The sequence below is a fragment of the Streptomyces sp. NPDC002265 genome (assembly GCF_040296125.1).
GTDB lineage: Bacteria > Actinomycetota > Actinomycetes > Streptomycetales > Streptomycetaceae > Streptomyces.
On sequence record NZ_JBEOWS010000026.1, the window covers coordinates 12026 to 34236 of the forward strand.

The 22211-nt window shown below is 69.3% G+C and carries 21 protein-coding genes; 7 read left to right on the top strand and 14 right to left on the bottom strand.

The window, feature by feature from the left end:
• The first annotated feature begins 10 nt into the window (after positions 1-10).
• From ABT085_RS07370 to ABT085_RS07380, 3 genes are all read left to right on the top strand, one after another.
• Positions 11-973, top strand: coding sequence for an MBL fold metallo-hydrolase (locus ABT085_RS07370; protein ID WP_351603221.1), 963 nt, complete (start codon positions 11-13; stop codon positions 971-973).
• Complete coding sequence (locus ABT085_RS07375; protein WP_351603149.1) at positions 970-2712, top strand: CocE/NonD family hydrolase; 1743 nt, start codon at positions 970-972, stop codon at positions 2710-2712. The genes ABT085_RS07370 and ABT085_RS07375 overlap by 4 nt, the downstream gene beginning before the upstream one ends.
• A gap of 118 nt (positions 2713-2830) precedes the next feature.
• Complete coding sequence (locus tag ABT085_RS07380) at positions 2831-3169, top strand: cyclic-phosphate processing receiver domain-containing protein (RefSeq protein ID WP_351603151.1); 339 nt, start codon at positions 2831-2833, stop codon at positions 3167-3169.
• Positions 3170-3304: 135 nt separating this feature from the next.
• Here the strand turns inward: ABT085_RS07380 and ABT085_RS07385 are convergent, their stop codons facing one another.
• The 4 genes from ABT085_RS07385 to ABT085_RS07400 all read right to left on the bottom strand — a co-directional run bounded on the left by ABT085_RS07385 (position 3305) and on the right by ABT085_RS07400 (position 5677).
• Positions 3305-3670, bottom strand: a complete 366-nt coding sequence (locus ABT085_RS07385; protein ID WP_351603153.1) for a hypothetical protein — start codon at positions 3668-3670, stop codon at positions 3305-3307.
• A gap of 78 nt (positions 3671-3748) precedes the next feature.
• Positions 3749-4537: a DUF4253 domain-containing protein gene (locus tag ABT085_RS07390; protein WP_351603155.1), complete on the bottom strand. Its 789-nt coding sequence runs from the start codon at positions 4535-4537 to the stop codon at positions 3749-3751.
• A gap of 49 nt (positions 4538-4586) precedes the next feature.
• The gene (locus ABT085_RS07395) at positions 4587-4955 is read right to left on the bottom strand and encodes a hypothetical protein (RefSeq protein ID WP_351603157.1); all 369 of its coding nucleotides are present in this window, start codon (positions 4953-4955) and stop codon (positions 4587-4589) included.
• Between the two features lie 194 nt (positions 4956-5149).
• A complete protein-coding gene (locus ABT085_RS07400; protein ID WP_351603159.1) occupies positions 5150-5677 on the bottom strand; it encodes a hypothetical protein in 528 nt (175 codons plus the stop codon).
• Between the two features lie 167 nt (positions 5678-5844).
• Between ABT085_RS07400 and ABT085_RS07405 the strand changes: the two genes are divergently transcribed.
• A complete protein-coding gene (locus tag ABT085_RS07405; RefSeq protein ID WP_351603161.1) occupies positions 5845-6909 on the top strand; it encodes a hypothetical protein in 1065 nt (354 codons plus the stop codon).
• 81 nt (positions 6910-6990) lie between these two features.
• On the opposite strand, the gene ABT085_RS07410 is transcribed toward ABT085_RS07405, so the two are convergent.
• Together ABT085_RS07410 and ABT085_RS07415 are read right to left on the bottom strand one after the other, a co-directional pair.
• Positions 6991-8922 carry a hypothetical protein gene (locus ABT085_RS07410; protein ID WP_351603163.1) on the bottom strand — a complete coding sequence of 644 codons (1932 nt, stop codon included), beginning with the start codon at positions 8920-8922 and terminating at the stop codon, positions 6991-6993.
• 149 nt (positions 8923-9071) lie between these two features.
• Entirely contained in the window at positions 9072-10733 is a 1662-nt protein-coding gene (locus ABT085_RS07415; RefSeq protein WP_351603165.1) for a ricin-type beta-trefoil lectin domain protein, read from the bottom strand.
• Between the two features lie 495 nt (positions 10734-11228).
• Between ABT085_RS07415 and ABT085_RS07420 the strand changes: the two genes are divergently transcribed.
• Positions 11229-11543 (top strand): hypothetical protein, encoded by a 315-nt coding sequence (locus ABT085_RS07420; protein WP_351603167.1) that lies wholly within the window; start codon positions 11229-11231, stop codon positions 11541-11543.
• Between the two features lie 953 nt (positions 11544-12496).
• On the opposite strand, the gene ABT085_RS07425 is transcribed toward ABT085_RS07420, so the two are convergent.
• Positions 12497-13057: a hypothetical protein gene (locus tag ABT085_RS07425; RefSeq protein ID WP_351603169.1), complete on the bottom strand. Its 561-nt coding sequence runs from the start codon at positions 13055-13057 to the stop codon at positions 12497-12499.
• An 882-nt stretch (positions 13058-13939) separates the two neighbouring features.
• Here ABT085_RS07425 and ABT085_RS07430 point away from each other — a divergent pair.
• Positions 13940-14965, top strand: coding sequence for a transporter substrate-binding domain-containing protein (locus tag ABT085_RS07430; protein WP_351603171.1), 1026 nt, complete (start codon positions 13940-13942; stop codon positions 14963-14965).
• A gap of 111 nt (positions 14966-15076) precedes the next feature.
• Positions 15077-15439 carry a hypothetical protein gene (locus tag ABT085_RS07435; RefSeq protein WP_351603173.1) on the top strand — a complete coding sequence of 121 codons (363 nt, stop codon included), beginning with the start codon at positions 15077-15079 and terminating at the stop codon, positions 15437-15439.
• Here the strand turns inward: ABT085_RS07435 and ABT085_RS07440 are convergent.
• From ABT085_RS07440 to ABT085_RS07470, 7 genes are all read right to left on the bottom strand, one after another.
• Positions 15426-15821, bottom strand: coding sequence for a hypothetical protein (locus ABT085_RS07440; protein ID WP_351603175.1), 396 nt, complete (start codon positions 15819-15821; stop codon positions 15426-15428). The two genes, ABT085_RS07435 and ABT085_RS07440, sit on opposite strands and share 14 nt — an antisense overlap.
• 180 nt (positions 15822-16001) lie before the next feature.
• A complete protein-coding gene (locus ABT085_RS07445) occupies positions 16002-16586 on the bottom strand; it encodes an NUDIX hydrolase (protein WP_351603177.1) in 585 nt (194 codons plus the stop codon).
• The gene (locus ABT085_RS07450; RefSeq protein ID WP_351603179.1) at positions 16583-16747 is read right to left on the bottom strand and encodes a hypothetical protein; all 165 of its coding nucleotides are present in this window, start codon (positions 16745-16747) and stop codon (positions 16583-16585) included. The genes ABT085_RS07445 and ABT085_RS07450 overlap by 4 nt, the downstream gene beginning before the upstream one ends.
• On the bottom strand, positions 16744-17976 hold the full coding sequence (locus ABT085_RS07455) for a protein-L-isoaspartate O-methyltransferase family protein (RefSeq protein WP_351603181.1): 1233 nt from the start codon (positions 17974-17976) through the stop codon (positions 16744-16746). Before ABT085_RS07455 ends, ABT085_RS07450 begins: the two co-directional genes overlap by 4 nt.
• A 155-nt stretch (positions 17977-18131) precedes the next feature.
• Entirely contained in the window at positions 18132-18989 is an 858-nt protein-coding gene (locus ABT085_RS07460; protein ID WP_351603183.1) for a hypothetical protein, read from the bottom strand.
• Between the two features lie 47 nt (positions 18990-19036).
• The gene (locus ABT085_RS07465) at positions 19037-20764 is read right to left on the bottom strand and encodes an Hsp70 family protein (RefSeq protein WP_351603185.1); all 1728 of its coding nucleotides are present in this window, start codon (positions 20762-20764) and stop codon (positions 19037-19039) included.
• Positions 20761-22188 (bottom strand): hypothetical protein, encoded by a 1428-nt coding sequence (locus tag ABT085_RS07470; RefSeq protein WP_351603187.1) that lies wholly within the window; start codon positions 22186-22188, stop codon positions 20761-20763. The genes ABT085_RS07465 and ABT085_RS07470 overlap by 4 nt, the downstream gene beginning before the upstream one ends.
• Positions 22189-22211: the final 23 nt, after the last annotated feature.

Below are 22211 nucleotides of genomic sequence, written 5' to 3' on the forward strand. Positions count from 1 at the left end.
AAAGGTGACCATGACACACGACGTCACCGTCCACCCCCTGGTCTCGCCGTGGGGGAGGTTCGGTCTGTACAGCTTCTTCATCGACGCGCCCGAACCGGCGATCGTCGACACCGGGATCGCGACCTCCCCCGCGGAAGGCATGGCCCCGGCCCTGGAGGCGATCGGGCGGCGCATCGAGGACGTGCGCTGGATCCTGCTGACGCACGGGCACATCGACCACATCGGCGGGGCGCACGCCCTGTGGGAACTCACCGGCCGACGCGCGCAGGTGGTGATCCACGAGGCGGACGCACCGATGCTCCGCTCCCGCCGGGCGCACGTGGCCGAGTACAGCGCCGGACGCGGCCGCTACCTGCGTGACCCCGAGGGCGAGGCGAAGGTGGCCGCGGCCACGCACGCCGTCATCTCCGGGGAGATGGAACCCACCCTGCTCGTCAGGGGCGGCGAGACGCTCTCCCTCGGCGGCGACGTCACCGTCTCGGTGCACGCCGTCCCCGGGCACACACCCGGATCCGTCGCCTACGTCGTCGACGGCCTGCGCTCCGTCTTCGTCGGCGACGCCGTACAGGTCCACGGAGCCGCCAACGGCTTCCCCGGTTACACCGACCCGGCCGCCTACCGGGCCGGACTGGAACACCTCCGGGACGAGATCCGCCCACGGCACCTGTATCTCGGGCACCCGTACCGCCGAGACGACGGCACCCCGTACGGAGTCGAACTCGACGAGACACAGGCCCGGGAGGCCATCACCCAGAGCCTCGCCGCCGAAGGCCGGGTCGCCGAGGCCGCCTGCCGCTGCCTGGAGGCCGGCCTGCGCGAGAGCGACTCCCCGTACTCGCCCTTCGCCCCGGTCGCCGACGCGCTCGGCTATACCGGCGACCCGGCCCTCGAACCCTCGCCCTTCTTCACCTCGCTGCACGGTTACCGCGCGCAGCACCACCCGACCGCGCAGTACAGGAGCACCACACCATGACCGACCTCCACACCATCCGCGCGGGCGAGCAGACCATCACCGTCCGCAAGGACCTGCGGGTCCCCATGCGCGACGGCGTCGAACTCGCCGCGGACGCCTACCACGGCACCGACGACACCCCCCGCCCGGCGCTGATCGCGATGAGCGCCTACGGCAAGGAGCTCCAGGCCCTCGCCCTGACCACGCCCCCGCAGCGCCGCCCCAGCCCGATGTGGGACGGCTGCATCGAGGCCGGTGACATCGCCCGCGTCGTCCGCGAGGGATACGTCCACGTCATCGGCGACATGCGCGGCACGGGCGACTCCGGCGGCGTCATGATCGGCAACTACAACGCCGGCGGCGTCCCCCAGGGACAGGACCTCTACGACCTGATCGAATGGGTCGCCGCACAGCCCTGGTGCGACGGCAACATCGGCATGATCGGCATCTCCTACTTCGGCTCCATGCAGGTCCTGGCCGCAGCCGAACGCCCCCCGCACCTCAAGGCCATCTTCGTCAGTGGCGGTCACTTCGACTTCTACGAGACGACGTACCACGGCGGCGTCATGTGGTTCATGCCGCGCGCCGCCCGCGAGGGCCGCGGCGGCGACTCCGGCATCGCCCACACGAACGTCAAGTCCCGTATGCAGGAGGTCCACAGCCCCGAGGCACTGAGGAAGCTCGTCGACGAACGGCTCGACGACCCCGACGTGGCGGCCTGGCCCAACCTCGTCCACGTCCTCAAGTACCCCAAGAACCGCGAGTTCTGGTTCGACATCGTCATGAACCCGCTCGACGGCGACTGGTACGAGGAACGCAACCCCGTCAACCTGGCCCGGAACATCGACATCCCGGTCTACCTCCAGATCGACCAGGGCCGCGGCTGGACGGTCGACGGTCACATCGAGCTGTTCGACGTCCTCAAGGGCCCCAAGAAGCTCGACATCGGCTCCTACCCCCCGATGCAGTCGCGCCCATGGATCGAGGAGCACGACAAGATGTTCCGCTGGTACGAGTACTGGCTCAAGGGCGTCGACAACGGGATCATGGACGAGCCCGCCGTGAGCGTGTTCGTGGAAGGCTCACGCGAAGTGGTCACCGCGGCCCAGTGGCCGCCGAAGCCGACCACCCACAAGTCGCTCTACCTGCGCCCGCGACGCAAACTCTCCTACGAGCCCGAGCACATGGGCACCGGACACGCCGCCCCCGACGGCTTCTACCAGGCCCCGCTCACGGTCACCGACAAGGTCGAGGTTCTCACCTGGAGCACCGAGCCCTTCGAGGAGCCCACCGAGCTGATCGGAACCGGCGCGGCACACCTGTTCGCCGAGATCGACCAGGACGACACCAACTTCATCCTGCGCCTGTGGGACGAAGCCCCCGGCGGCAGGCGGCAGTTGATCACCACCGGCTACCTCAAGGCGTCCCACCGCGAACTCGACGAGGAGCGCACCACCGAGGGCGACCCGTACCACCCGCACACCCGAGCGGTGCCGGTCGAACCCGGCAAGGTCGAGGAGTACGTCCTGCGCCTCTACCCGCACGCCGCCACCTTCCTTCCCGGTCACCGCCTGGTGATGGAGCTGTCCAACGACGAACCCCTGGCCGACGCGCACAACTCCCTCCTCCCGCCGGACTCCTTCCACCTGCCGGTGGGCCGCCCCGTCACCCACAAGATCTACCGCGACGCGGCACACCCCTCCCGCCTGGTACTGCCGTTCACGACAGCCGTAACTCCGGCCGTGACACGCCAGGACTGACACCAGCGCGCCAGCACCGGACGACACCGACGCCGACCGGGGGGAGTGACGCACCCCCGGCGGCTTGTTCCGCCGACGCGCAGGGGCCAAGTCGGCGGACGCAGGTGACAATGATCGAGTGAAAGACGCCTCCGCCGCGCCCGTGCCCGTCGTCCTCGGCATAGACGATCTCCGACCGCTTCCCTGGGCCACGCGCATCGCCCGCACCAGCCGCGAAGGCATTCAGCTCCTGGAAGAGCATCGCGACTGTTTCATCGACGAGCTATGGCTCGACCACGATCTCGGGGGCGAGGACACCATCCTGCCGGTGGTGACCGTCTTGGAAGAAGCCGCCTTCGACGGACGCCCCTTCCAGATCGGAGTGGTCTTCGTTCACAGCGCCAACCCCATCGGGGCAGAGACAGTCCTCCGGTCACTTGCCCGCTGGAACTACCGTGTCCGGCGGGCAACGGCCTAGCCAGGGAAGCGCGTATCGAAGCGATCCCGAACACGAATCGGCTCGCCTGCCAGTCAGGCTAGTCGTAGTAATGCCCAGAGTTTCGGGTACTCGGTCCGGACGTCCCGTAGCGGCGACGCATTCGCCGTCGTCGGGTCAGCGAGTCTGTTCCAGCGGGTCGGCCCGGCCGAGCAGTTCCGCGAGCGGGGTGCCGGTCCGCGCGGCGATGACGCGGCGTGCGCGGACCTGGGCACGTGTACGGGGGCGGAACTTCGGCTCGCGCCCGCAACCGCACGGCTCGAAGCCCTCGTACCGCAGCCCCGCGGCCAGCACCACCGCCACCACCGACCAAGCCTTCCGGTTGCTGCGCCGAGGTGCCGCGAAGTCATGGCCGGCGCACAGCAGCGTCCCCGCGCAGCGCGGGCATGCGTGCCCGGCCTCGCTCGGATGCCGTTTGAAGCTGATCCGGCACGACACGCACACGTAGTGCAGCTTGTAGTGGAGGAAGGCGTAGGCGCACACGGACCGACCGCACCGGCGGCGCCTCGGCAGGGGCCAACAGGTTTCCGTTCGCGCAACGAGACTGCATGGCTGACATGCCTAGTCCCACCAGAACGACCAGGAAGTCCGCCCCACGAGCCGCGCAGCGTACTCGGGGAACGGCGTGGGCGGGTCGTCGACGATGTTGTCCGCGGTCGACAACACGTGTTCCAGGGCCAGCAAGTTCGCGTGCTCTGCTTCCGCGGGAGGTCTCGCGACCGATACGTGCAGCTCGCTGCCGACGGCCGCGACGACCTGCGCACCGAAGCGGTCCTCCCAGCTCCGCAGGAGTGCACAGAGCAGCGGAAGTGGTGCCTCGGCGGACCAGCCGATCAATGCCAGGGCGTCGCTGCTTCGACGGGCCGGGACGAGCACCAAGCAGCACTCCTCCAGGCCGAACGGACCCGTCTCCATGAGCCGGTCGAGCAGGCGTGTCGCGGCAGCCTCCTCCGAAGTCGGAGGTGCGGACACTGCCGGCACCTGCGGTGCCAGTCCCGGCCACTGTTCGAACGGCGGCCCCGGATCATGCGGCCATGGCTCGATTCCCTCAGGCACCGATTCGGGCGTCGGGTCGGTCCAGAAGGGCAGCCTCCTGCGCCGGTACTCGGCGAAGTCCGTGGCCAGCTCCTCCTCCAGGCGGATGGCATCAATGTGATCCAGGGCGAGCGGACTTCCCAGGGCGCCGGGCCGGCACAGGAGCGGGACCAGACCGTGTACTGGTTGCTCGCTCAGCAGCCGAGGCCACAGCCTTTCCACGTCATCAGGGAACTCGTCGGAGACCCATACGAGTTCGGGACCACAGGTCACGAACCGACCGGGAGGCAGACCATCAGGCAGGGCGAACGACATGGCTCGCACCCTAGATGGAGGTACCGACAACGCACCGGCCTCGGTCGACCTATTCGTCGAGGTAGCGATACATCTCACTCGCCGATCGGATCGCCACCTTGCCGTCGCGGACCTGCCACTCGCTCATGCCGTCGACCTCGTGGCTGACGAGGAACAGGCCGTTGATCAGGTCGTTGTCGTCGTCGGATGCCGGGATCCGCGCGATGCGCCGCAGTTGCTCCAGGAAATCGTCGACGGCCACAGCGCGCATCTCGGCGCCGTAGAAAGCCCAGTTGGTGAAGTTGTACTGCCTCGGGGGGAAAGCCCAGCCTCCGCTGTACGTCGCATTGGGATCGTCCGCCTCGACGATCCGTGCGACCTGGGCGAGCTGCTGATCATCGCACTCCAGCCAGCCCCTGATCCTGACGAAGACGCCCACGACGAATACCCCCTACGCCTCACGCGCCGTTCTCGATGGATGACGCCCACTCCGGTCGTCGGACGATAGGCGGGATCCGATGGGTCGGGCAAAGCGTTTGAACGCCCTCGCCCAGCAGGCCTGTCATTCCGCTGGGCTGAAGACGGCAGTGGGACTCGGATGCCGGCCGCTTGCCGAAGGGGCCCGACGATGGCTCACAACAGGTCTCCTCGGCCGGCCGGCTTCGGAGGATGCGGGCCGCCGCCGTCCTTGATGTCCTGCTCGCAGGTTCGTCGGTCGTAGGACTGGTCGTTGGGTATCAACAACACTCCGGCAACCCGCTCAGGGTGCTCGACGGCGAGCCACTCGTCGCCCGTGGGGTCGCCGCCCGGCCCGAACGCCTCGGACGAGTAGACCGTCCGACATCCCAGCGCCATGCGCTTCTTGTCGACCGCGCAGGCATCCACGCCGGGGCCGGAACTCTCGTCGGCGCCGTAGAAGCGGAAGCGGAAGTGCACCTGGTCGCCTTCGGAGGGCACCTGCGGGTGGGGCTCAAGGCGCCAGTCGACGACCTCGGCGGTCACTCCGACAGGGCGCTCGTACACGTCCTCGATCTGCACCCTGACACCGGCCTTGCCGCGCTCCGCGGTCGTGTCCGTGCAGCCCCAGTGGGAGGAGCAGCCGGACAGGGCGAGAACCGCCAGAACCAGCGGAGCACCGGCACGCAGCCGTGCGGGGAACATTCAGGTGACCTCCGTGCCACTGCCCGGGCTTGTTCGAACCACACCACAGGGTGAGTATCACCTGGCGCTGCAGCCCCGCTGATCCTTTCGCCAAGAACCGCGGTCTTGCGAGGGACGGGCAGGGCCTCGCCCGTAGCGCTGTCAGTGCGGGCCGCTACCTTCGGCTCATGTCGATCACCGCACAACTGCACGACTCGGTGAAGCTCCACGGCGGGGCCGCACTGGTCAACGGCTTCGGCCTCGAGAACCGCACGCACGCGCCGTGCCGCGCCCTCCTCCAGAACGGGCATGAACTGGAGGTCTACGATCTGCACGACGTCTTCGCCGGGGAGCTGGCCCCGACCACCGTCTTCCCCCTTCCCTGGCCGGGGTGGGACCGTGGCGTGCACTCGGTGAGTCCGGACGCCACGTTCGCCGTGTTCTCCGGCCAGCGCGCGGTGCGGGCGGTCGGCCCGGGAGGCGAGCTGCTGTGGGAGTACCGGCACGGCTGCTGGGGGCCCTTGCTCGGCCACGCGCACACGGGGGACGAGCAGGAGGTGTGCAGCGGGCTCGAGCACGGATCCTGCCGGGTCTCCGACGACGGCCGGCTCGTCTGGGCGCATGTCGTGCTGGAACCGGAGGAGCAGGACTGGCAGGAGTGCTGGGTCGTTCTCGACGCCCGCGACGGACGGGAACTTGCCCGGCTGCCGCTGGACAGCGCGGCCTCCGGTTCACACCACATATCCCACCCGGACGGCCTTCACATGGGGCTCTGCATCGGCATGGGCCAGGACGGCATCATGCTCCACTGGGCGCGCTGGGACGGCGAGAAGCTGATTGGCTGGGACCTCAACGAGACCCTGGACCGCATTCTGATGGACGTCCATCCCGGTCATCCGGGTTTTCTTACGCTCGAGCACTACGGGACGGACCTGAGACTGCACGCCCTGGACGGCACCGTCCTCGCCGAGGGTGCGCCCGAGCCGTCGGACGAAGAGGACCCGTTGTGCTGGGACTACGGCTGCGGCTTCGTCGACGCCGACACCGTCATCGCTTCGACGGTCGACTCCGACGAGGACCCGGACATGGCCTGCCACTGGTTGCTGGACGCCCGAACCCTGCGGATACGGGGTGCGATCACGTATCCCACCGGCCGTGTGGACGGTTACGCGTGCCCGCTCGGAGACGGCACCTGGCTCACCTACGACAACGCGAGCGGGACCCTCCATCGCTGGGCAGAAGCAACGTCGTGAAGCTGACCGAGAGTTCGCACCGGACCGGTCCAACAGAGCGAGCCTGTACGGCATGCATCCCGGTGGCGCTCCGGGCCCGGACTACGAGCGGGGTTGCTTCCGGGCGGCGACGGCTGCCGCCGCCGCGTCCAGGATGCGGTGCAGGACGGGAACCGGGATCGCCGGGTTGGTGACCGCCTCGCACGTCGTGTCGCGGTCGTGCAGCAGCCCGGCCAGGACGCGGGCCGGCAGCCGTGGATGGCGCGCGGCGGCCGCACGTATGTGGGCCGCCGGGTCGTCGACCAGCCGTACCGCGTCGGCGGGTGACAGCCGGGGGTCCTGGGCCGCGCGGTGGCGCACCTCGGTCTCGGGGTCCCGGGCGAGGCGCGCGACGTCGGCCGGGGTGGACTGCGGATCGTCCAGCGCCAGGCGGCGCATCCGCCCGCTGGGGTCGTCGGCGTAGCGCAGCAGGCCCGCGCGGGGGAAGTTGGGATGGCTGCGGGGGCGGCCGGGGTGACTGAGGCTGCCGTCCCACCAGCGCCAGACCTTCAGCAGCATGTCGGCCGGCGCGTCGTCGCACGATTCGGCGAGGAACAGGCAGACCACCCGGTCCTCGTCCCGCGCCAGTCGTTCCACGACGTCCGGTGGGAGATGCCGGGCGCGGGCCACGCTGCGGCGGACGAGGGGATGGGACGACGCGGCGAGGCGGCGCATCGCGTCGGCGTCGCCGTGCAGGTCCTCGACCCAGGACAAGGTGTGTGACATCGACCTCGGGTCGAAGTCGTGGCGAATCGTGGCGCGTTGCTCCTCGGTGAGATCGGGGCGCACCGCCACCGCGGACCGGACGTCGTTGTGCGGGTCTTCGGCCAGGACGGCGACGCCGTGTGCGCCGAGGCCTGGGTTGCGGGCCAGCGCCCGGCGTACCTCCGTGTCCTCGTCGCGAACCAGCTCCGCCTCCAACTCGGCCTCGAAACGGCACCGTTCGAGTGCTCGCCGCCGCCCGGGCAGCGCGGCGAGGACCTCGCGAGGCATGGGGACGGTGATGTGGTGGGCGAGGAGCGCCGCCGTGCGCACCGAGTCGTCGGAGTCGGCGAGCAGCCGCGCCCGCAGGAGAGCGGCAAGGTCTTCCCATCGGGCGCAGGCAGCCGCCCGCACCTGGGGATCGGCGTCGGCCACGAGGCCGGGAAGGTGGTGTACGGGCAGCCCGGGGAGTTCGGCGGCCTGGGCGCGGGACGGGCCGGCGAGGAGCTCGTCGTACAGGTCCCCGGGAAGTTCGGCGCCCCGGGCGTGGGCACGCTCCGCCCAGAGCACGCGCCGACCCGGTGACGGTTCGGCGCGGACCATGCGTATCCACTGATCGGAGGTCAGCTCGGGCCGGAAGGTGTCGGCCGGCCTCGCCCGCACCTGCGGATCGGGGTGCGCCACGGCGGCGTCGAGGACGGCCGGCCGGTCGCAGCCGTGCAGGAAGCCGTCCGTCACATCCAGCAGCCGGATCAGCAGCTCGTCGGGCGCGGCCGGATTGGACCCCAATCCCTCCGCCCAGTGCAGGGGCCACGCCGGACGGCCGGGAACGGCCGCCCACACCTCGGCGCGCTCGGCCTCCGTCTCCTGGGCGGCGGCCGTCGCGGTCTCCTCCAGCCGTTCCGGCAGCCGGTCGAGGGCTGTCACTCGGGGCTTTTCGGTGCCGGGGATCTCCGCCAGCAGCACCTGCCCGTCGAGGGAGTGCGCCACGAACCCGGGGTCGCCGGTCAGCTCCGGCACACCGTCGCCCGTGTGGCGGACCCGGGTCCACCAGGACTCGTTGCCGCCGATCCGGTGTCCGAGGACGGCCACCAGGAACTCGCCGCTTCCATCGGCAAGTCGGCGCCACCACGCGGCATCGAGGGAATCCCGGGCCGCGCCGTCCGGCGCCGCGATTCCCCGTGCGATGCGCCAGCCGGCCTCGGGCGGGAACAGGCTGCTCGGGCGTACCTCCTCGACGACCGTGAGGCCGGTGCGTTCGAGCAGTTCACGGAGCTTCTTCTGGCGCTGCACGCGATCATGATCCCCGCGGACTCAGGCCAGGACAAGGCTTCACCGGATCACCGGATCGCCAGCGCACCGGTGACACGTCGAAGGGCCGCACCCACTGAGGTGCGGCCCCTCGAGGCACCCGGCGTCAGTTCACGCAGGGCGGTCCTTGCTCACGCCAGGGCGAATTTCTGGGCGCCGGAGCTGTTGCAGTCCCAGATCTGGAGGCGGGTGCCGTTGGCCGTGGCACCCGACGGTGAGTCGATGCACCGGCCGGTGGTCGGGTTGGACATCGAGCCGTCGGCGTTGGCGACCCAGTTCTGGTAGCCGCCGCCGTTGCAGGTCGCCAGCTGGAGCTTTGTGCCGTTCGCGTTGACGCCGCCTGCGATGTCCAGGCACTTGCCCAGCGTGCGCAGGGTCTGGCCGCTCCAGGTCCACTTCTGGTCGAGCGAGGTGGCCTGCTGGCAGTCCCACAGCTGGACCGCGGTGCCGTCGCCGCCGGTGTCGTCACCGGCCACGTCCACGCACTTGCCGCCAGGTCCGTAGATCGGGGTACCGATGGCGAACTGCTGGGCGCCGGAGCTGTTGCAGTCCCAGATCTGGAGGCGGGTGCCGTTGGCCGTGGCACCCGACGGCGAGTCGATGCACCGGCCGCTGGTCGGATTGCGCAGCGAGCCGTCGGTCTGTCGCACCCAGGACTGGTAGCCGCCGCTGTTGCACGTGGCGAGTTGCAGCTTCGTCCCCGCGGCGCTGTTGCCGCCGGCGATGTCCAGGCACTTGCCGAGCGTCTGGAGGGTCTGACCGCTCCAGGTCCAGTGCTGGTCCTTGGCCGCCGACTGGCAGTCCCACAGCTGGACCGCGGTGCCGTCGCCGCCGGTGTCGTCACCTGCCACGTCGACACACTTGCCGCCAGGTCCGGTGATCGTCTGGCCGGTCACCGAACCGCCGCCGCCACCGCCTCCGGAGCCGGGCGCCTTGTTGTAGACGGCCACCGAGTCGACGACCAGCTTGCCGCCGGAGATCGTGGCCGAGTTCGGGCCGCCGCCGAAGGCGTCGGGGAAGCCGCCGCCGATCGCCAGGTCGTAGATGATGAAGAAGGGGTGGTCGACCGCGTCGGCCCAGGTCGTCGCGTCCACCTGGTTGGCGTTGACGGTGAAGAAGTTGTTCCCGTCGAGGTAGAACCTGATCTGCTCCGGCGACACCGAGCGGTCGATCTCCGCCGCGTAGTCGTGGAAGCCGGTCTGGCAGCCCGAACAGGCGCGTTCACCCGAGCCTATGCCGGTCGACTCGTTGCACGGCCCGCCCGGGTTCACCCCGCAGTGCAGGGTGCTGAAGACGGAGCTGCGGCCGTTGATGTCCTCCATGATGTCGATCTCGCCGGACTTCGGCCAGGTCACACCGTCGCGCAGCGGCGCGCCGAGCATCCAGAACGCGGGCCAGTAACCCGCCCCGTTGGCGGTGGTGACGTTCGGCTGCTGGAGGACGGACTCGATGCGTACGACGCCGCCGGCCGGGGCGCCGAAGCCCGCCGACTGGGTCTCCACGCGCCCGGAGGTCCAGCCGCTGCGCGCGTCGGAACCCGAGTGCAGTGCCTGGAGCACCAGATGACCCTGACCGTCGTAGTAGACGTTCGAGGTGCTGCTGGTCATCGTCTCGATCTCACCGGTGCCGAAATTGCTGCCCGGCCCGGTGTCGTACTTCCACAGGCTCTGGTCGATCCCGGTGCCGGACGCACCGTTGAAGTCGTCGCTCCAGGTGAGCGTGAAGCCCGACGGCGTGGGGGGCACTGCCGCCTGGGCGTCGAGGGTCGTGGTGACGGTGGCCGCCACCGTCATCACGACGACCGGAATCAGTGAGAGCGCTCTCTTCCACGCGCTGCGCGGTGCCCGTGCGGGGGGTGATTGCATAGGTCTGGCCTCCGAAGAAAAGGCGTGATCGCGTCTGTTCGCTGTGCCGCCGCTTCTGGTGATCGCCATCAACGGTGAGCAGTGCACGCGCCCTTGTGGATCTGGATGACGACGAACGGAGCGAAGACCGGCACCAGGGCTGCCATCGACAGGCAGGCCCACAGCGGGCGGCCGGGCTCTCGTCCCCGAACCGGCGGATTCATCGTCAACTCTGTTGCTGATCAGTGCTGTTGAGCCATGTGGGGTTCTGTGCGGGGCAGACGCTATTGGACCAGACCAATACCGTCAAGGCTCGAAACGGACTGACCACGGCTTGGAGGCAAGGATGTTCGTGGCGCGGTACATGGAAGGCGGTCGGGCTTGCCGGACGGGCAGCGGTCGGTACGACCCATGTCGATGTAACGTCGGTTCCAGGGGGCTGAGTTGAACTTCGACGAGAACGAACCGCAGTCTGTTCGAGAGCAGCGCTTGGCGGCGGAGCGGGCCGCACGCAGAGCGGCCCGCAAGGCTGCGCCACTCGATCTGCGAGGAGCTCACATCGGCGCTGCCATCACGGTCATCGCCCTGGTTCTACTCGGCTGGCTCGGCAAACTGGTGGCCCTGGGCATCGTCAGCGGAGCCGTTCTGCTCTGGTTCTCCGCGGCCCTCGCATGGGTCTACGCCGACGGGGACGGTGGCCGGCACGCACTCCTGCGCGCGTACAGGATCACCTTCGGATGGGGCGACGGGATCTGCTGACCGAGGTCGAACCAGGCCGAGCAACGTGACGAGCGACGCCGACCGGACGGGTCGGCCCGGCAGGCAGGCGCGCTATCCCCAGGTCTGACGGCACAGGGTCGCGATGCCGGAGGAGGTGACGCCCTTCGCCCGGCGGCACAGCTGGCGCATCTGGCGGGGCCAGGGCTGCGGGCGGACGCGCGGGGCTTGTGGAGCCGGGCGGTGGTGGTCCTTTGCACGCGGGTGTGCCTGCGTCGGTGCCCGGTGGTGCGGGCGGGCCGGCGGGTGCGGCGCCACACGCGCCGGCGGGAGTGCACGAGGCGTGCCTTGTGCCGGCTCTGTCGTCCGCTGTCGGGGATCTGTGTCGGCCTTGCCCGTATGCCGCGGCTGCTGCGGATCGGTCTTCAACAGAGTGGAGCGGGGTGCGGGCTGCAACACGGGCGCGGGCGCTGGCGCTGGTGCGGCCGCGGGTGTCGGTGAGGCTGCGTTGTTGGCCGCGAGCGAGGCACGTACGCCTGGGCGGCGAACGACCGGCTCGGTATCGGAGGTCACGGTGGTGCAGCCAGTGACACTCAGCAGTGCCAGGAGCAGAAAGGTCAACGGGCGATGAGACACCGGGCCACTGTGCTGCACCGAAGGCCAGAGCGAGCGACACCACGCGGCGAGTCATCACAAGGCGGGATGAAGCTCGCAGTGAGTTGACGAAGCGTCGGACGACGTACGGCAGTTCAGGAATCGCACACCCAGAACGGGCCGGCCTGCGGCCGCCCTTCGATCCGGAGCGGGTCGACGCTGGGGTGCATCCGGTTTCTAGCGACATTGATGCCCGATACCGCCAGTCGTCCGATCCGCATCGAGGCTCTCAAGGCTGGCGGATGCCTCTCCGGGTATCCGGGGTTGAACTCCCACGCCTCGTGCGTGTGTTTACCTGCGGGCCGTTCAGGACAGCGCTGAACGTCCGATGTTCTCAACTCTTATGCTTCAGGGCGCCGTTGGCGGCCCTCCGGGGTGAAAGTGAGAGTCTGGCGGAACGGGCCCGTGCCGAATCGCACGGCAAGCAGAAGGGGCTCTTCGTGCTCTGGTGGCCATGATGGCTCGGCTCCCGGCGCACTGCCGTTCCAGAGGTGGAAGGACACCATCGGTTCCTCCGGGTTCTCGGTCAGGTAGCCGAGGGTCTTGCCGAAGTAGGGGTTCCTGCCGCCGAACAGTATGGACGGGGTACCGAACTCGTTGACGACGTCCGTCCACACGCGGTCCTGTTCCGCCCACTGACGGACCGCACCTTGCAGTGATGCGTATTCGTCGTGATCCAGTACGCGGTCCGGCTTGAGCCAGCCGCGGCTGTGCGCGAACTCGGCGTACACCGAGGCAATCCCGTATTCGTAGTAGCGCTCCGGAATCAGATTGCGGAACACACCCGCGACGCCGGTGCTGGTCCAGGCGCCACGCTCTTCCCAGACCCGCTGCTGCTCGGCCAGTGCCTTGGGGTGGCATTCCACGAACAGCAAGTGATCCATCACCATACGCAAGGCCACCTCCGACTCCCTCCCGTACATTCCAGGACGTCGTAGCACGAGATTCAACTGGTCAATGAGATATGTACGTATGTCGTTGGCGGCTGCAAGCGATCTGGAAGTAGGCACCCCACAGTCTCCCGCAGATGACGCCGGATCGCGGTCATGTCGAGGTGGGCTCGTCCGCGATGAGCAGGCGGTCCACAGCGCGAGCGCGTGCGGGCCGCTGGTGCGTGTTCCTGTAGGCCTGCTGGGGGAGTTCGGCGGTGCGCTTCGGTCCGTCCAGTGGACACATGGTGGACGCCCCGGCGGGTGGTGTGCTTTTATCCGGCCATGGAAACCACTGGCACGGCACACATGGTGCTGCTCGACCCGTTCTGGGTGAGCCGCCGCGCCGACCAGTTCGACGAGATCTGTTGCTGATCTTCGTCCCACGGCTTGCGACCTGGGCTCTGTCGTCGAACGGAGCCTGACCGGAGCGGGAACGGCGAGAGTCCGACCGCCGCACCGGATGAGGTCGCGGTCCGGCCGTAGCTGAGGGCGATACCGCGAAGCCTTTCCAGCCGGTTGAAGCAGCGCTCGTCGATGTGACGCGGAGGGTGGACCCACCGGTCGTATGCCGGTGGTCGGCCGCCGTGGGCTCCTCGGCCGTGCCGGTGTCGCCTGCCGGCCGGTCTTCGCACCCGCCTGGACGAGTGGATCACGTACGTCCTGAGCTGGACCACGCATGTCCTGAGCTGAATCGCGTACGTCCTGAGCTGGACCGTGTGCGTCCTGAGCTGGACCGTGTGCGTCCTGAGCAAGGTCGTCCGGACCAGCGTCTTCCCCCTGCGTCCCCACGGCGCGCCGACGATTTCCTTCCCCCCCACGCCACCACTTCCTCCCGAGCGACAAGGAACGGCCATGTCTACCCACGTCACCCGACGCAGCCTGATTCGCGGCATCACGGCGGCGACTGCTGTCGCCACTCTCGCCACCGGGCTCACCGCCTGCGGTGGGGACAGCGCCGCCGCCACCAAGACGGACGACGTCGGCTCAGGGAGTGTGACCATCGGTCAGCTCTCGCACGGCGCCGCCAAGGAGGTCACCCTCAAGGTGTCCGAGGTCAAGTCGATCAGCGCCGAGCTGCCTGCGGCCGTCCGCAAGAGCGGCAAGCTGGTGATCGGCCATGGCGCCCTGCCCTCCGGCTCCGCCCCGCTCGACTACGTGGGTGACGACCAGAAGACCCTCACCGGCTCCGAGACCGACATCGGTCGGCTGGTCGCCGCGGTCCTGGGTCTTGAGCCGCAGAGCCAGAACTTCACCTGGGAAAACCTCTTCATCGGCGTCGACAGCGGCAAGGTGGACGTGGCCTTCTCCAACGTCACCGACACCGAGGAACGCAAGAGGAAGTACGAGTTCGCCTCCTACCGGCAGGACAACCTCGCGTTCGAGGTGCTGAAGTCCAGCAAGTGGAGGTTCGACGGCAACTACCGGAACCTGGCGGGCAAGACGGTCGAGGTCGGGTCGGGCACCAACCAGGAGCGGATCCTCATCGAGTGGCAGAGGAAGCTGCAGAGCGAGGGCAAGACGCTCACCATCAAGCACTACCCGGACAACAACGGGGTCTACCAGGCGCTCAGCAGCGGCAGGATCGACGCGCACTTCGGCCCCAACCCGACCATCTCCTACCACATCACCCAGACGGCGAAGACGCCCTCGCCCACGGCCAACGCGGGCACGTTCTCAGGCGCCGGCGCGTCGCTCCAGGGCCTGATCGCGGCGACTTCGAAGAAAGGCAGCGGCCTCGCCAAGCCGATCGCCGACGCGATCAACTACCTGATCGAGAACGGTCAGTACGCCAAGTGGCTGGCCGCCTGGAACCTCTCCAACGAGGCCGTCGCCAAGTCCGAGGTGAACCCGCCCGGACTGCCGCTCGACAACTCCTGACACGACGGTGGTACGACAGCAAGGACGCGGGTGTCCGGGCGGGGCGAGGTCCGACGCGGTGATCGCCACCGTGATCGCGGACGCCGTCCGGCCAGTGGGTACGGCCCGGCTGTGGTGATCGCCTCGGCGGAGTCGTCCGCGTCTGCCGGTCCCGACCCGGCGCCGTCCACCGGACGGCGCCGGGCAGCGGTCGGTGGCGCTCTGATCGCCGCATTCGGCGGCTTCGCGGGCTTCAATCTGCTGCTCAGTGCGATGCCCGCGTACGCCGTCCGCTCCGGCGCCGGACCGTCGGGCGCCGGAGTGCTCACCGCCACCATGATGGCGGCCACCTTGGTGGTCCAGCCGTTCACGCCGCACCGCTTCGCCCGGAAGTCTTCGGCACCCGCCGCGGTCCCGCCGCCGACGGTCAACTCGTCCCATCGGCAGCCGTGCACACGGAAAGCGAGCCGCCGACGCCAGGTCAGGCGGAGGTGAATGCCTCCTCGGGGGCGTCGTCCAGGACGAAGCCGTTGTCGAGCCGGACGCGGACCGTGACGCGGAGCATCTGTCGCTGGTAGGCGACCCAATGCTCTTCCAAGGCCCTCACCTGCTCCTCCAGTTGCTCTCTGCTCGCCGGTGGCATCTGGTGGCCGAAGTCGTCCCGGAGCGACTTGAGGCGCAGGTACTCGCGGACCTCCTGGCTCTGCTGTCTGTGATGCTCGACCACCTGTTCGACCGTGCCCTCGACGCCTGCCGCCAGGGCCACGGACGCGGCAAAGGCGCCCGTCTCCTCCGGGAGCTCCCCGGCCGGAGTCACCGACCCGGACAGCCGCAGATCCATCGCCAACCGCACCCGTTGGCCCACGTTCAGCGTCATCGATCCTTCGTCCTCCTCGTCGGTCACCGGGGGTCCGGTGCGCGTGGCGTCGACAGGCGTACCGGAGACGACAAGATCATCCCACTCCCGACGGGAGGATCTCCCGGCCCACGCGCGATGTCGCCCGAAGCCGGCGCCTTCACCTGGTCGACCGGCGTCCGCTCGATCAGTGGGCCCGCGTCACGTCATCCTGCGAGCGGACTGCACGACCGCGGCGTCGGGACGGCCGGCGTACGACCGGTCGGTCACGTCCGGGACGATGCGCAGGCGGTCGGTGCCGGAGTCGAAGGCGATGGCGTCCCCGGGCAGCTGGAAGTGCACGGCGAGACGTGCGCCGGCGCGGTAGGCATCCAGGCCGGCCCGGCAGTACGCCACCATTCCGGCAGGAAGGGCGTCCAGGGGCGCCCAGTCCATGGCGTCGCAGACGTCCGGCTCCGCGATCCGGGCCGTGCCCTGCCACCGCCGGACCTCGAAGAAGTAGCCGGTGCGGGAGGATCCTCCGGGGCTGCGGTGGTGCACGGTCACGGCGGCCCGTACATCGGCCGGATCGACGACGACACCGGTCTCCTCCCGCGCCTCGCGCACCAGGGCGGCGACGACGTCCTCGTGCGGACCGTCCAGATGACCCGACGGCAGGTGCCACAGGCCGGCGGCGTAGACCTGGCCGGCCCGCCGCGACAGCAGCACCTCCGGCCCTGCGGCGCTCTCCCGGCGCAGGATCAGATGGACGTCCACCGGTTCGGTGTGCCGCGGCCCGCCACTCATCGTCCACCACCCGGACGCCGGACCGGGGACACGGCGTCCTCCGGAAGCGGTCCGTCGGCCGCGAGCTCGTCGGACACCGCCCGGGCCCCATTCCCGAACGGCGCGTGCAGTTCTTCCCTGGCTGCGCGCAGCTCCAGGAGGGACTCGGCTGGACGGGTCACGCGGATGCTCCCTCGTCGAGTGGGCGGGGTCCGGGAATGTGCCAGGACAGACGGCCGCACGCCGAAACGGCCCGCTGACGGCCGTCCGGCTCGAAGAGGAGACCGTAGCTGCCGGGGCCGCCTGCCGCCCGCCACCGGACGGTCAGGTCCTGGAGTTCGTTCCAGATGTCGCGCGGACCGTGCACGGTGACGTCCCAGCGGGAGCGCCCCACGGGCTCCACCCGCAGCCACGACCCGCAGCCGGGGGCGCCGACGCGGAGGTGCTCGGCACCGAAGTCGCGCACCAGCCCGCCGAGGAGGTGGTCCGCTGCCAACCACAGGCCGCGGTCGGTGTCCGCGGGCGGCGCCAGCATGCTGCGCTGGGTCCAGGTGCCCTGCTCACCGGCGATGCGCTGCCTGAACTCCGCATCCAGCCAGATCCGTTGCATGCCGTGACCCGCACGGTGGGCGAACTCCACGGCTCGCAGCTCCGCAGTGACCTGCCCGTCGGCGGTGCGCTCGACGACGGCGAGGGCGGGCCACGAGGGGGACGCGCTGGTGACGTGCGCCAGCAGCCTGCCCCCGGGGGCAAGCTGCTCGACGAGCGCCGTCGGTACGCGCTGCACCGCGTACGACACGAAGATCCGGTCGAACGGCGCCCGCGCGGGACACCCCTCGTCCCCGGACCCGCACACCACGTCCGGCCGGAAGCCGATCCCGGCCAGCCGGACGGCGGCCGCGTCGGTGAGGTGCCGGTCCCGGTCGAGTGTGACCACCTCCTGGTCACCACAGATCCGACAGGCCACCGCGGCGGTCACCCCCGCGCCCGTCCCGACGTCCAGCACCCGCTGACCGGCCCGCAGATCCAACTCCTGCAACAACGAGGCGGTCAGGCCCACCACAGTGGACATCGACGTCATCGATGCCCCCGACCGTGTCCCGCGCACCCGGCCCAGCAGCGGCTCCCCGTCGTGCTGGACGAGCACACTCGCCCCGCCGTAGAGCAGCCCGAGCAGTTCGCGGCGGTCCTGGGGCACCGACCAGTCCAACAGGTCCCACCGCGGCGGCTCCTCACCCGGAGCGCTGCGCCGTACGTACGCCTGCGGCATCAGCACCTCGCGGGGCAGCGCCAGCAGAGCGTCGCGCACCGGCCCGGGCCGCAGCTCGTCATTCCGCTCCAGCCCGGCGACCATCAACGCCCGCGCGTCGGCCGGACTCCCCTCGGCATCCGCAGGAGGGCCGTGGCTCATCGCGACCACCCCGAATGCGGGCGCGCCGAACCGATCGTGTCGTCAATGCTGTACGTGATCACGCCGGGCCGCTCTTCCACTCCGGGAGGCCGCAGTATGGGGGCAGGGGGTGAGAAGCAGGGGGTGTCCTGCCCTTGTCGGACTGTCGGGACGGGTCACTGCGTGGTGGCCGCGTCGCGTCGTACGGTGAACACCTGCTGCGGCGCGATCGACGTGCCGTCGCCGACCACGTAGGACGGGGCCACCACCAGAGTCACGGCGAGCTCGTGCTCGTGCCCCATGGCCGAACCCACGAACTGCTGCTGCCGCTTCGCGTCGAACCGGTCGTCGGGTACGTCGAAGACCCAGCGCTGGCTGCGCCCGAGTTGCCGCGCCTCGGTCCTGATCGAGTGAGCCTGGTCGCGCATGTCCTGCAGGGCGCGAGGGTCGACGAGCAGTCGGCGGCGGGTCAGTACGTCGGCGATGTACGCCGCTTCCGGCTCGGCGTCCCCGAACAGCAACAGGCAGATTTCCGCGACCACTTGAGCCTGGTCGTACGGGCTGAGGTGGACACCCGACGAGGACTGCAGCGCCAGCGGCATGACGTGTTGCTGGACGAAGTCGCCGTAGCGCTTGCCCAGGTCATGGTGACCGTATTCGTCCTCGGTGAGCCGGCCGGGGTGGGTGGCCGCCGCGATACCGCCCGCGATGTTGGTGAACCTCTCGTCGATGTCGGCAAACGCCCGCTGGAGTTCGGAAGCGGCCGCGGCACAGTCCTCGAGGTTGCTCTCCAGCCGGGTGATCCGGTCGTGGGCGGAGGCCAGGTCGGCCCGCTGCTGTTCGACCGTGTCGGCGAGCCTCTTCTTCTCCAGGATCGACGCGTCGTTGCGACGCGTCAGGTCGTCGATGTGACGGGTCAGTTCGTCGATGCGACCGGTGAGTTTCTTGAGGCCGTGGGCGACCTGGGGTGCCCAGTCGTCCAGTGGCACCACCATCGGCTTGCCGTCGGGACCCGGAACCCGTACCGCTTCCAACGCAGTTTCCCTTTCTCCGCCCAGCCCGAAGAACCGCAACATCCGGTTCACCACGTCGGCTTCCACTTGATCTCGGCAGTCGTGCTCTCGCCGGATTCCATGTTCTTGGCCTCCACGCGGACCCGCGACTCACCGAAGAACATCCTGACCTCGACCGCCCGCTCGTCCCTGGGCAGATGCATCGACTTCGCCAGGCTGATCGACAGCGATGCCATATGGTCCACGCCCGCCTGGGTGGTGTACTCCGGCTCGGTGTCCCGAGTGGCGTAGATCTGGATTTCCAGCCCGGTCTGCTCCGAATGGACCGGGACATAGATGCGCCGCTCGTAGGAGTCGGTGTCGACCGGATCCCCGTTGCACACGAACATGTCGAACCGGTCGGTGCACAGGACCCTTCCGTCCTCGTCCGTGAGGCGCTTGGCCTTCGGATCGACCTTCTCCCGGAAGCTCATCGAGGTCGCCACACCGTAGGTGAGCGGCGCCCTTCTGGCCCGGATGACGGAGGGGTCGTACGCGAAGTGCGTGGCGCCGGCCATCACGGCCGCCGAAGGCCGCGGGGGAATGTGCAACCGCATCTTCTGTTCGGTGAAGTGAGCGGTGAGGCGTTCCTGGAGATACGGGGACTCGGCGAATCCCCCGACGAGAATGGCGATCTCCCCGCCGTCGGAGCCGCCGTTCGTGCGCATCCGTGCCGTCTGCTCGCGGACCTCGTCGACGACGGTCGCGACCACCTTCTCGAAGACCGTGCGGACCTCGTCGGCGGAGATGACGATGGCCGTGACCACACCGCCCTGCCGCTCCTCGAACCGGGCCAGCGCCGACGGGTCCTGGGACACCAGCGCGTACATCTGCGCCGTCAGGGGCAGCATGAGCGGCTTGGCGCCCGTCCCGGTCACCGCCCGCTTCAGGCCCTCCCATTTGCGTACGAGCTCGTACAGGTCCGTTGCGTGATGCTCGGAGACCTTCTCGATGAACGACGAACCGAAGCGGTCGCACAGGACCTCGGTCACGAAGTAGCGGTTGAGGTAGTTCGATCCGGCCTTGCTCCCGTTCGCCGTGGCCAGCTGGCTGAGCTTGCGGCCGTTCTCCACCCGGTAGGAGGTGATGTCGACGGTCCCGCCTCCCGCGTCGACCACCATGAAGATCTGCCCGGGGCGCTGCAGTGCCTGCTCGCCCTTGACGATGCAGTACAGGGCGGCCGCCTCGGGCTCCAGCGACAGTATCAGGCGTTCCCTGTCGTCGGGCAGTCCCGCCTGGCAGGCCGTCTGGTACATCAGGTCGGCGGTGTAACTGTCCCAGATGGCGGGGACGGTGACGCACCACCGGATGTCGTCCTCCTTGTAGATCCCGCCTCGCTCGATGAGGTCGACGGCCTTGCGGTAGACCTGCCGCAGGCACATCCGGATCAGGTCCTGCACGTCGTCCGCGGTCTCGGAGACCACACCGTCCCCGCCGCCGACACGCGCCCTGGCCTCATGGCTCAGATTCCGCTGGAGCGCCATCTTGTAGCCGCTGACGTAGCGACGGCCGGTCGCGGAGCCCTCGGTGTGCCAGAGCTCCTCGGCCGCGTAACCCCACTCCTCCAGGTTCCCGTCCCGGTCCAGCAGGAGGGCGGAGAGGTTCTTGGCGTAGGCGAGTTCCTGGGACCACTGGTCGAAGAAGAACACCTCACGCTGAGTCATGTCGCGATTGATCTCGTTCACCACGGCCCAGGCGAAGCCCGTGCCGTGAGTGCCGAAGTCGATCGCCGCCACCACCCGGTGTTTGCCGCTCAATCCAGATCCCCCCAGCCGAATCGGTGCAGCAGAGCCTGCTCGCGCAGTTCGTCCAGTGCCGTGGCGAAGAGCCGCTTCGCCCCGGGATCGGCCCGCTCCTCGACGAGACGGACCAGCCTGCTGAGCAGATCGGCCAGTTCCGGGTCCCGGGCCCCCTTGGCCGTCGTACTGCCCAGGAGGGCGAGGCTCGAGCGCAGCACGTCGACGGCACGCGTCTCATGTCCTCCCTCCGCCAGCACCACGGCCTGGGTCAGCCTGGCCCGCTCCGGACTGACGATGCCTCGCTCGGCGCACACCTCGTACAGTGCCGCGCTGTTGGCGGCCAGCACCCGGCGGTCGGAGTCCCGGCCGGCGGGCAGCAGATTGTGCAGCCGGGGCGCACGGCCGCTCTTGAGAATGTGGAACCACTCGGCGTGGGCGCCCGCCGTCAGGGTGACGAGTTCGGCGATGTGGTCCTCGAAGGCCAGGCGCTCCAGCGGCGACGGCCGTTCCCCCGCCTCGGCGCCCGGAAGAAGCATGGGCGGGAAGTGGGTGTCGACGACCCTCGTCCCGCTGGTGTCCCCGAGATTCCACGCGGACAGCGAGAGCCACAGGCGGGTGTTCGCCTGCACCTGCCCCTGGACCAGGATCACGGGCAGGTCGTGCAGAGTGGTCCGGATCGTCTGCACATCGGCGTCGGGCCAGATCAGCGGACGGGTCACCAGCCCGGCGAAGGGCTCGGCGTCGAGCGACCAGGCGGAGGTGAGCCATGCCTGCCGGATGCCCAGCGCCGAACCGGGCTCCGCGGCGCCGTTGCGCTGCCCGGAGTCCTCGTAGTGGAACGGGGCGATGATCAGCACCGGCCGGTTGCCGCCGCCAGTCTTCTCCAGGACCTTCTCGCGCACCTTCTCGACGTCGTACGCGAAAGGGCTGTTCGCCTGTTCGCGGGCCAGGCGCTGAAGCTCCTGCTGGGTGTCCACCTGTATCCGGGACTGGACCACCGCGAGCTGCCGGGACCACTCGAAGGCCAGTTCCGCCTCCTCGATGCGCAGCTTGGTCAGATAGAGGTCCCGCTCCAGGGACCGCTGGTGTGCCACGGTCGCCTCCTGGGCGCGGGCGCCGGCGAGGATGCGGTCCCGCTCCAGGGCGCGCTCATGTGCGGCCCGCGCGTCCTGCTCGCGCTGCTCGGCCATCTGCCGGTCCCTGTGCAGCGCCCGCTCGTAGGCGGTGTCCGCCTCCTGCCTCCGGTCCTTTCTGAGTTCGCGGTCCCTGGCGAGGAGATTCTCGTGAGAACGCCGCGCTTCTTTCTCACGCACTTCGGCGAGGAATTCCTGTTGTTCCTGGAACGATCCGTCGCGCTTGCCCTTGTACCAGTTCAACACATGGCCGGCGGCCTGACTCAGGGCGAGAACGCCGAGGACGGTGCCGGTGGTTATGGGCTCCAATTCCGGATCACCCGCTGGTCTCG

What these genes read in the sequence shown, in the direction of transcription:
- ABT085_RS07400 (WP_351603159.1), bottom strand. Translation starts at nt 5,677, where the DNA reads ATGTTCCCCGCACGGCTGCGTGCCGGTGCTCCGCTGGTTCTGGCGGTT.
- ABT085_RS07440 (WP_351603175.1), bottom strand. Translation starts at nt 15,821, where the DNA reads ATGACGCTGAACGTGGGCCAACGGGTGCGGTTGGCGATGGATCTGCGG.
- ABT085_RS07375 (WP_351603149.1), top strand. Translation starts at nt 970, where the DNA reads ATGACCGACCTCCACACCATCCGCGCGGGCGAGCAGACCATCACCGTC.
- ABT085_RS07405 (WP_351603161.1), top strand. Translation starts at nt 5,845, where the DNA reads ATGTCGATCACCGCACAACTGCACGACTCGGTGAAGCTCCACGGCGGG.
- ABT085_RS07455 (WP_351603181.1), bottom strand. Translation starts at nt 17,976, where the DNA reads ATGAGCCACGGCCCTCCTGCGGATGCCGAGGGGAGTCCGGCCGACGCG.
- ABT085_RS07415 (WP_351603165.1), bottom strand. Translation starts at nt 10,733, where the DNA reads ATGACGGTGGCGGCCACCGTCACCACGACCCTCGACGCCCAGGCGGCA.
- ABT085_RS07445 (WP_351603177.1), bottom strand. Translation starts at nt 16,586, where the DNA reads ATGAGTGGCGGGCCGCGGCACACCGAACCGGTGGACGTCCATCTGATC.
- ABT085_RS07370 (WP_351603221.1), top strand. Translation starts at nt 11, where the DNA reads ATGACACACGACGTCACCGTCCACCCCCTGGTCTCGCCGTGGGGGAGG.
- ABT085_RS07390 (WP_351603155.1), bottom strand. Translation starts at nt 4,537, where the DNA reads ATGTCGTTCGCCCTGCCTGATGGTCTGCCTCCCGGTCGGTTCGTGACC.
- ABT085_RS07430 (WP_351603171.1), top strand. Translation starts at nt 13,940, where the DNA reads ATGTCTACCCACGTCACCCGACGCAGCCTGATTCGCGGCATCACGGCG.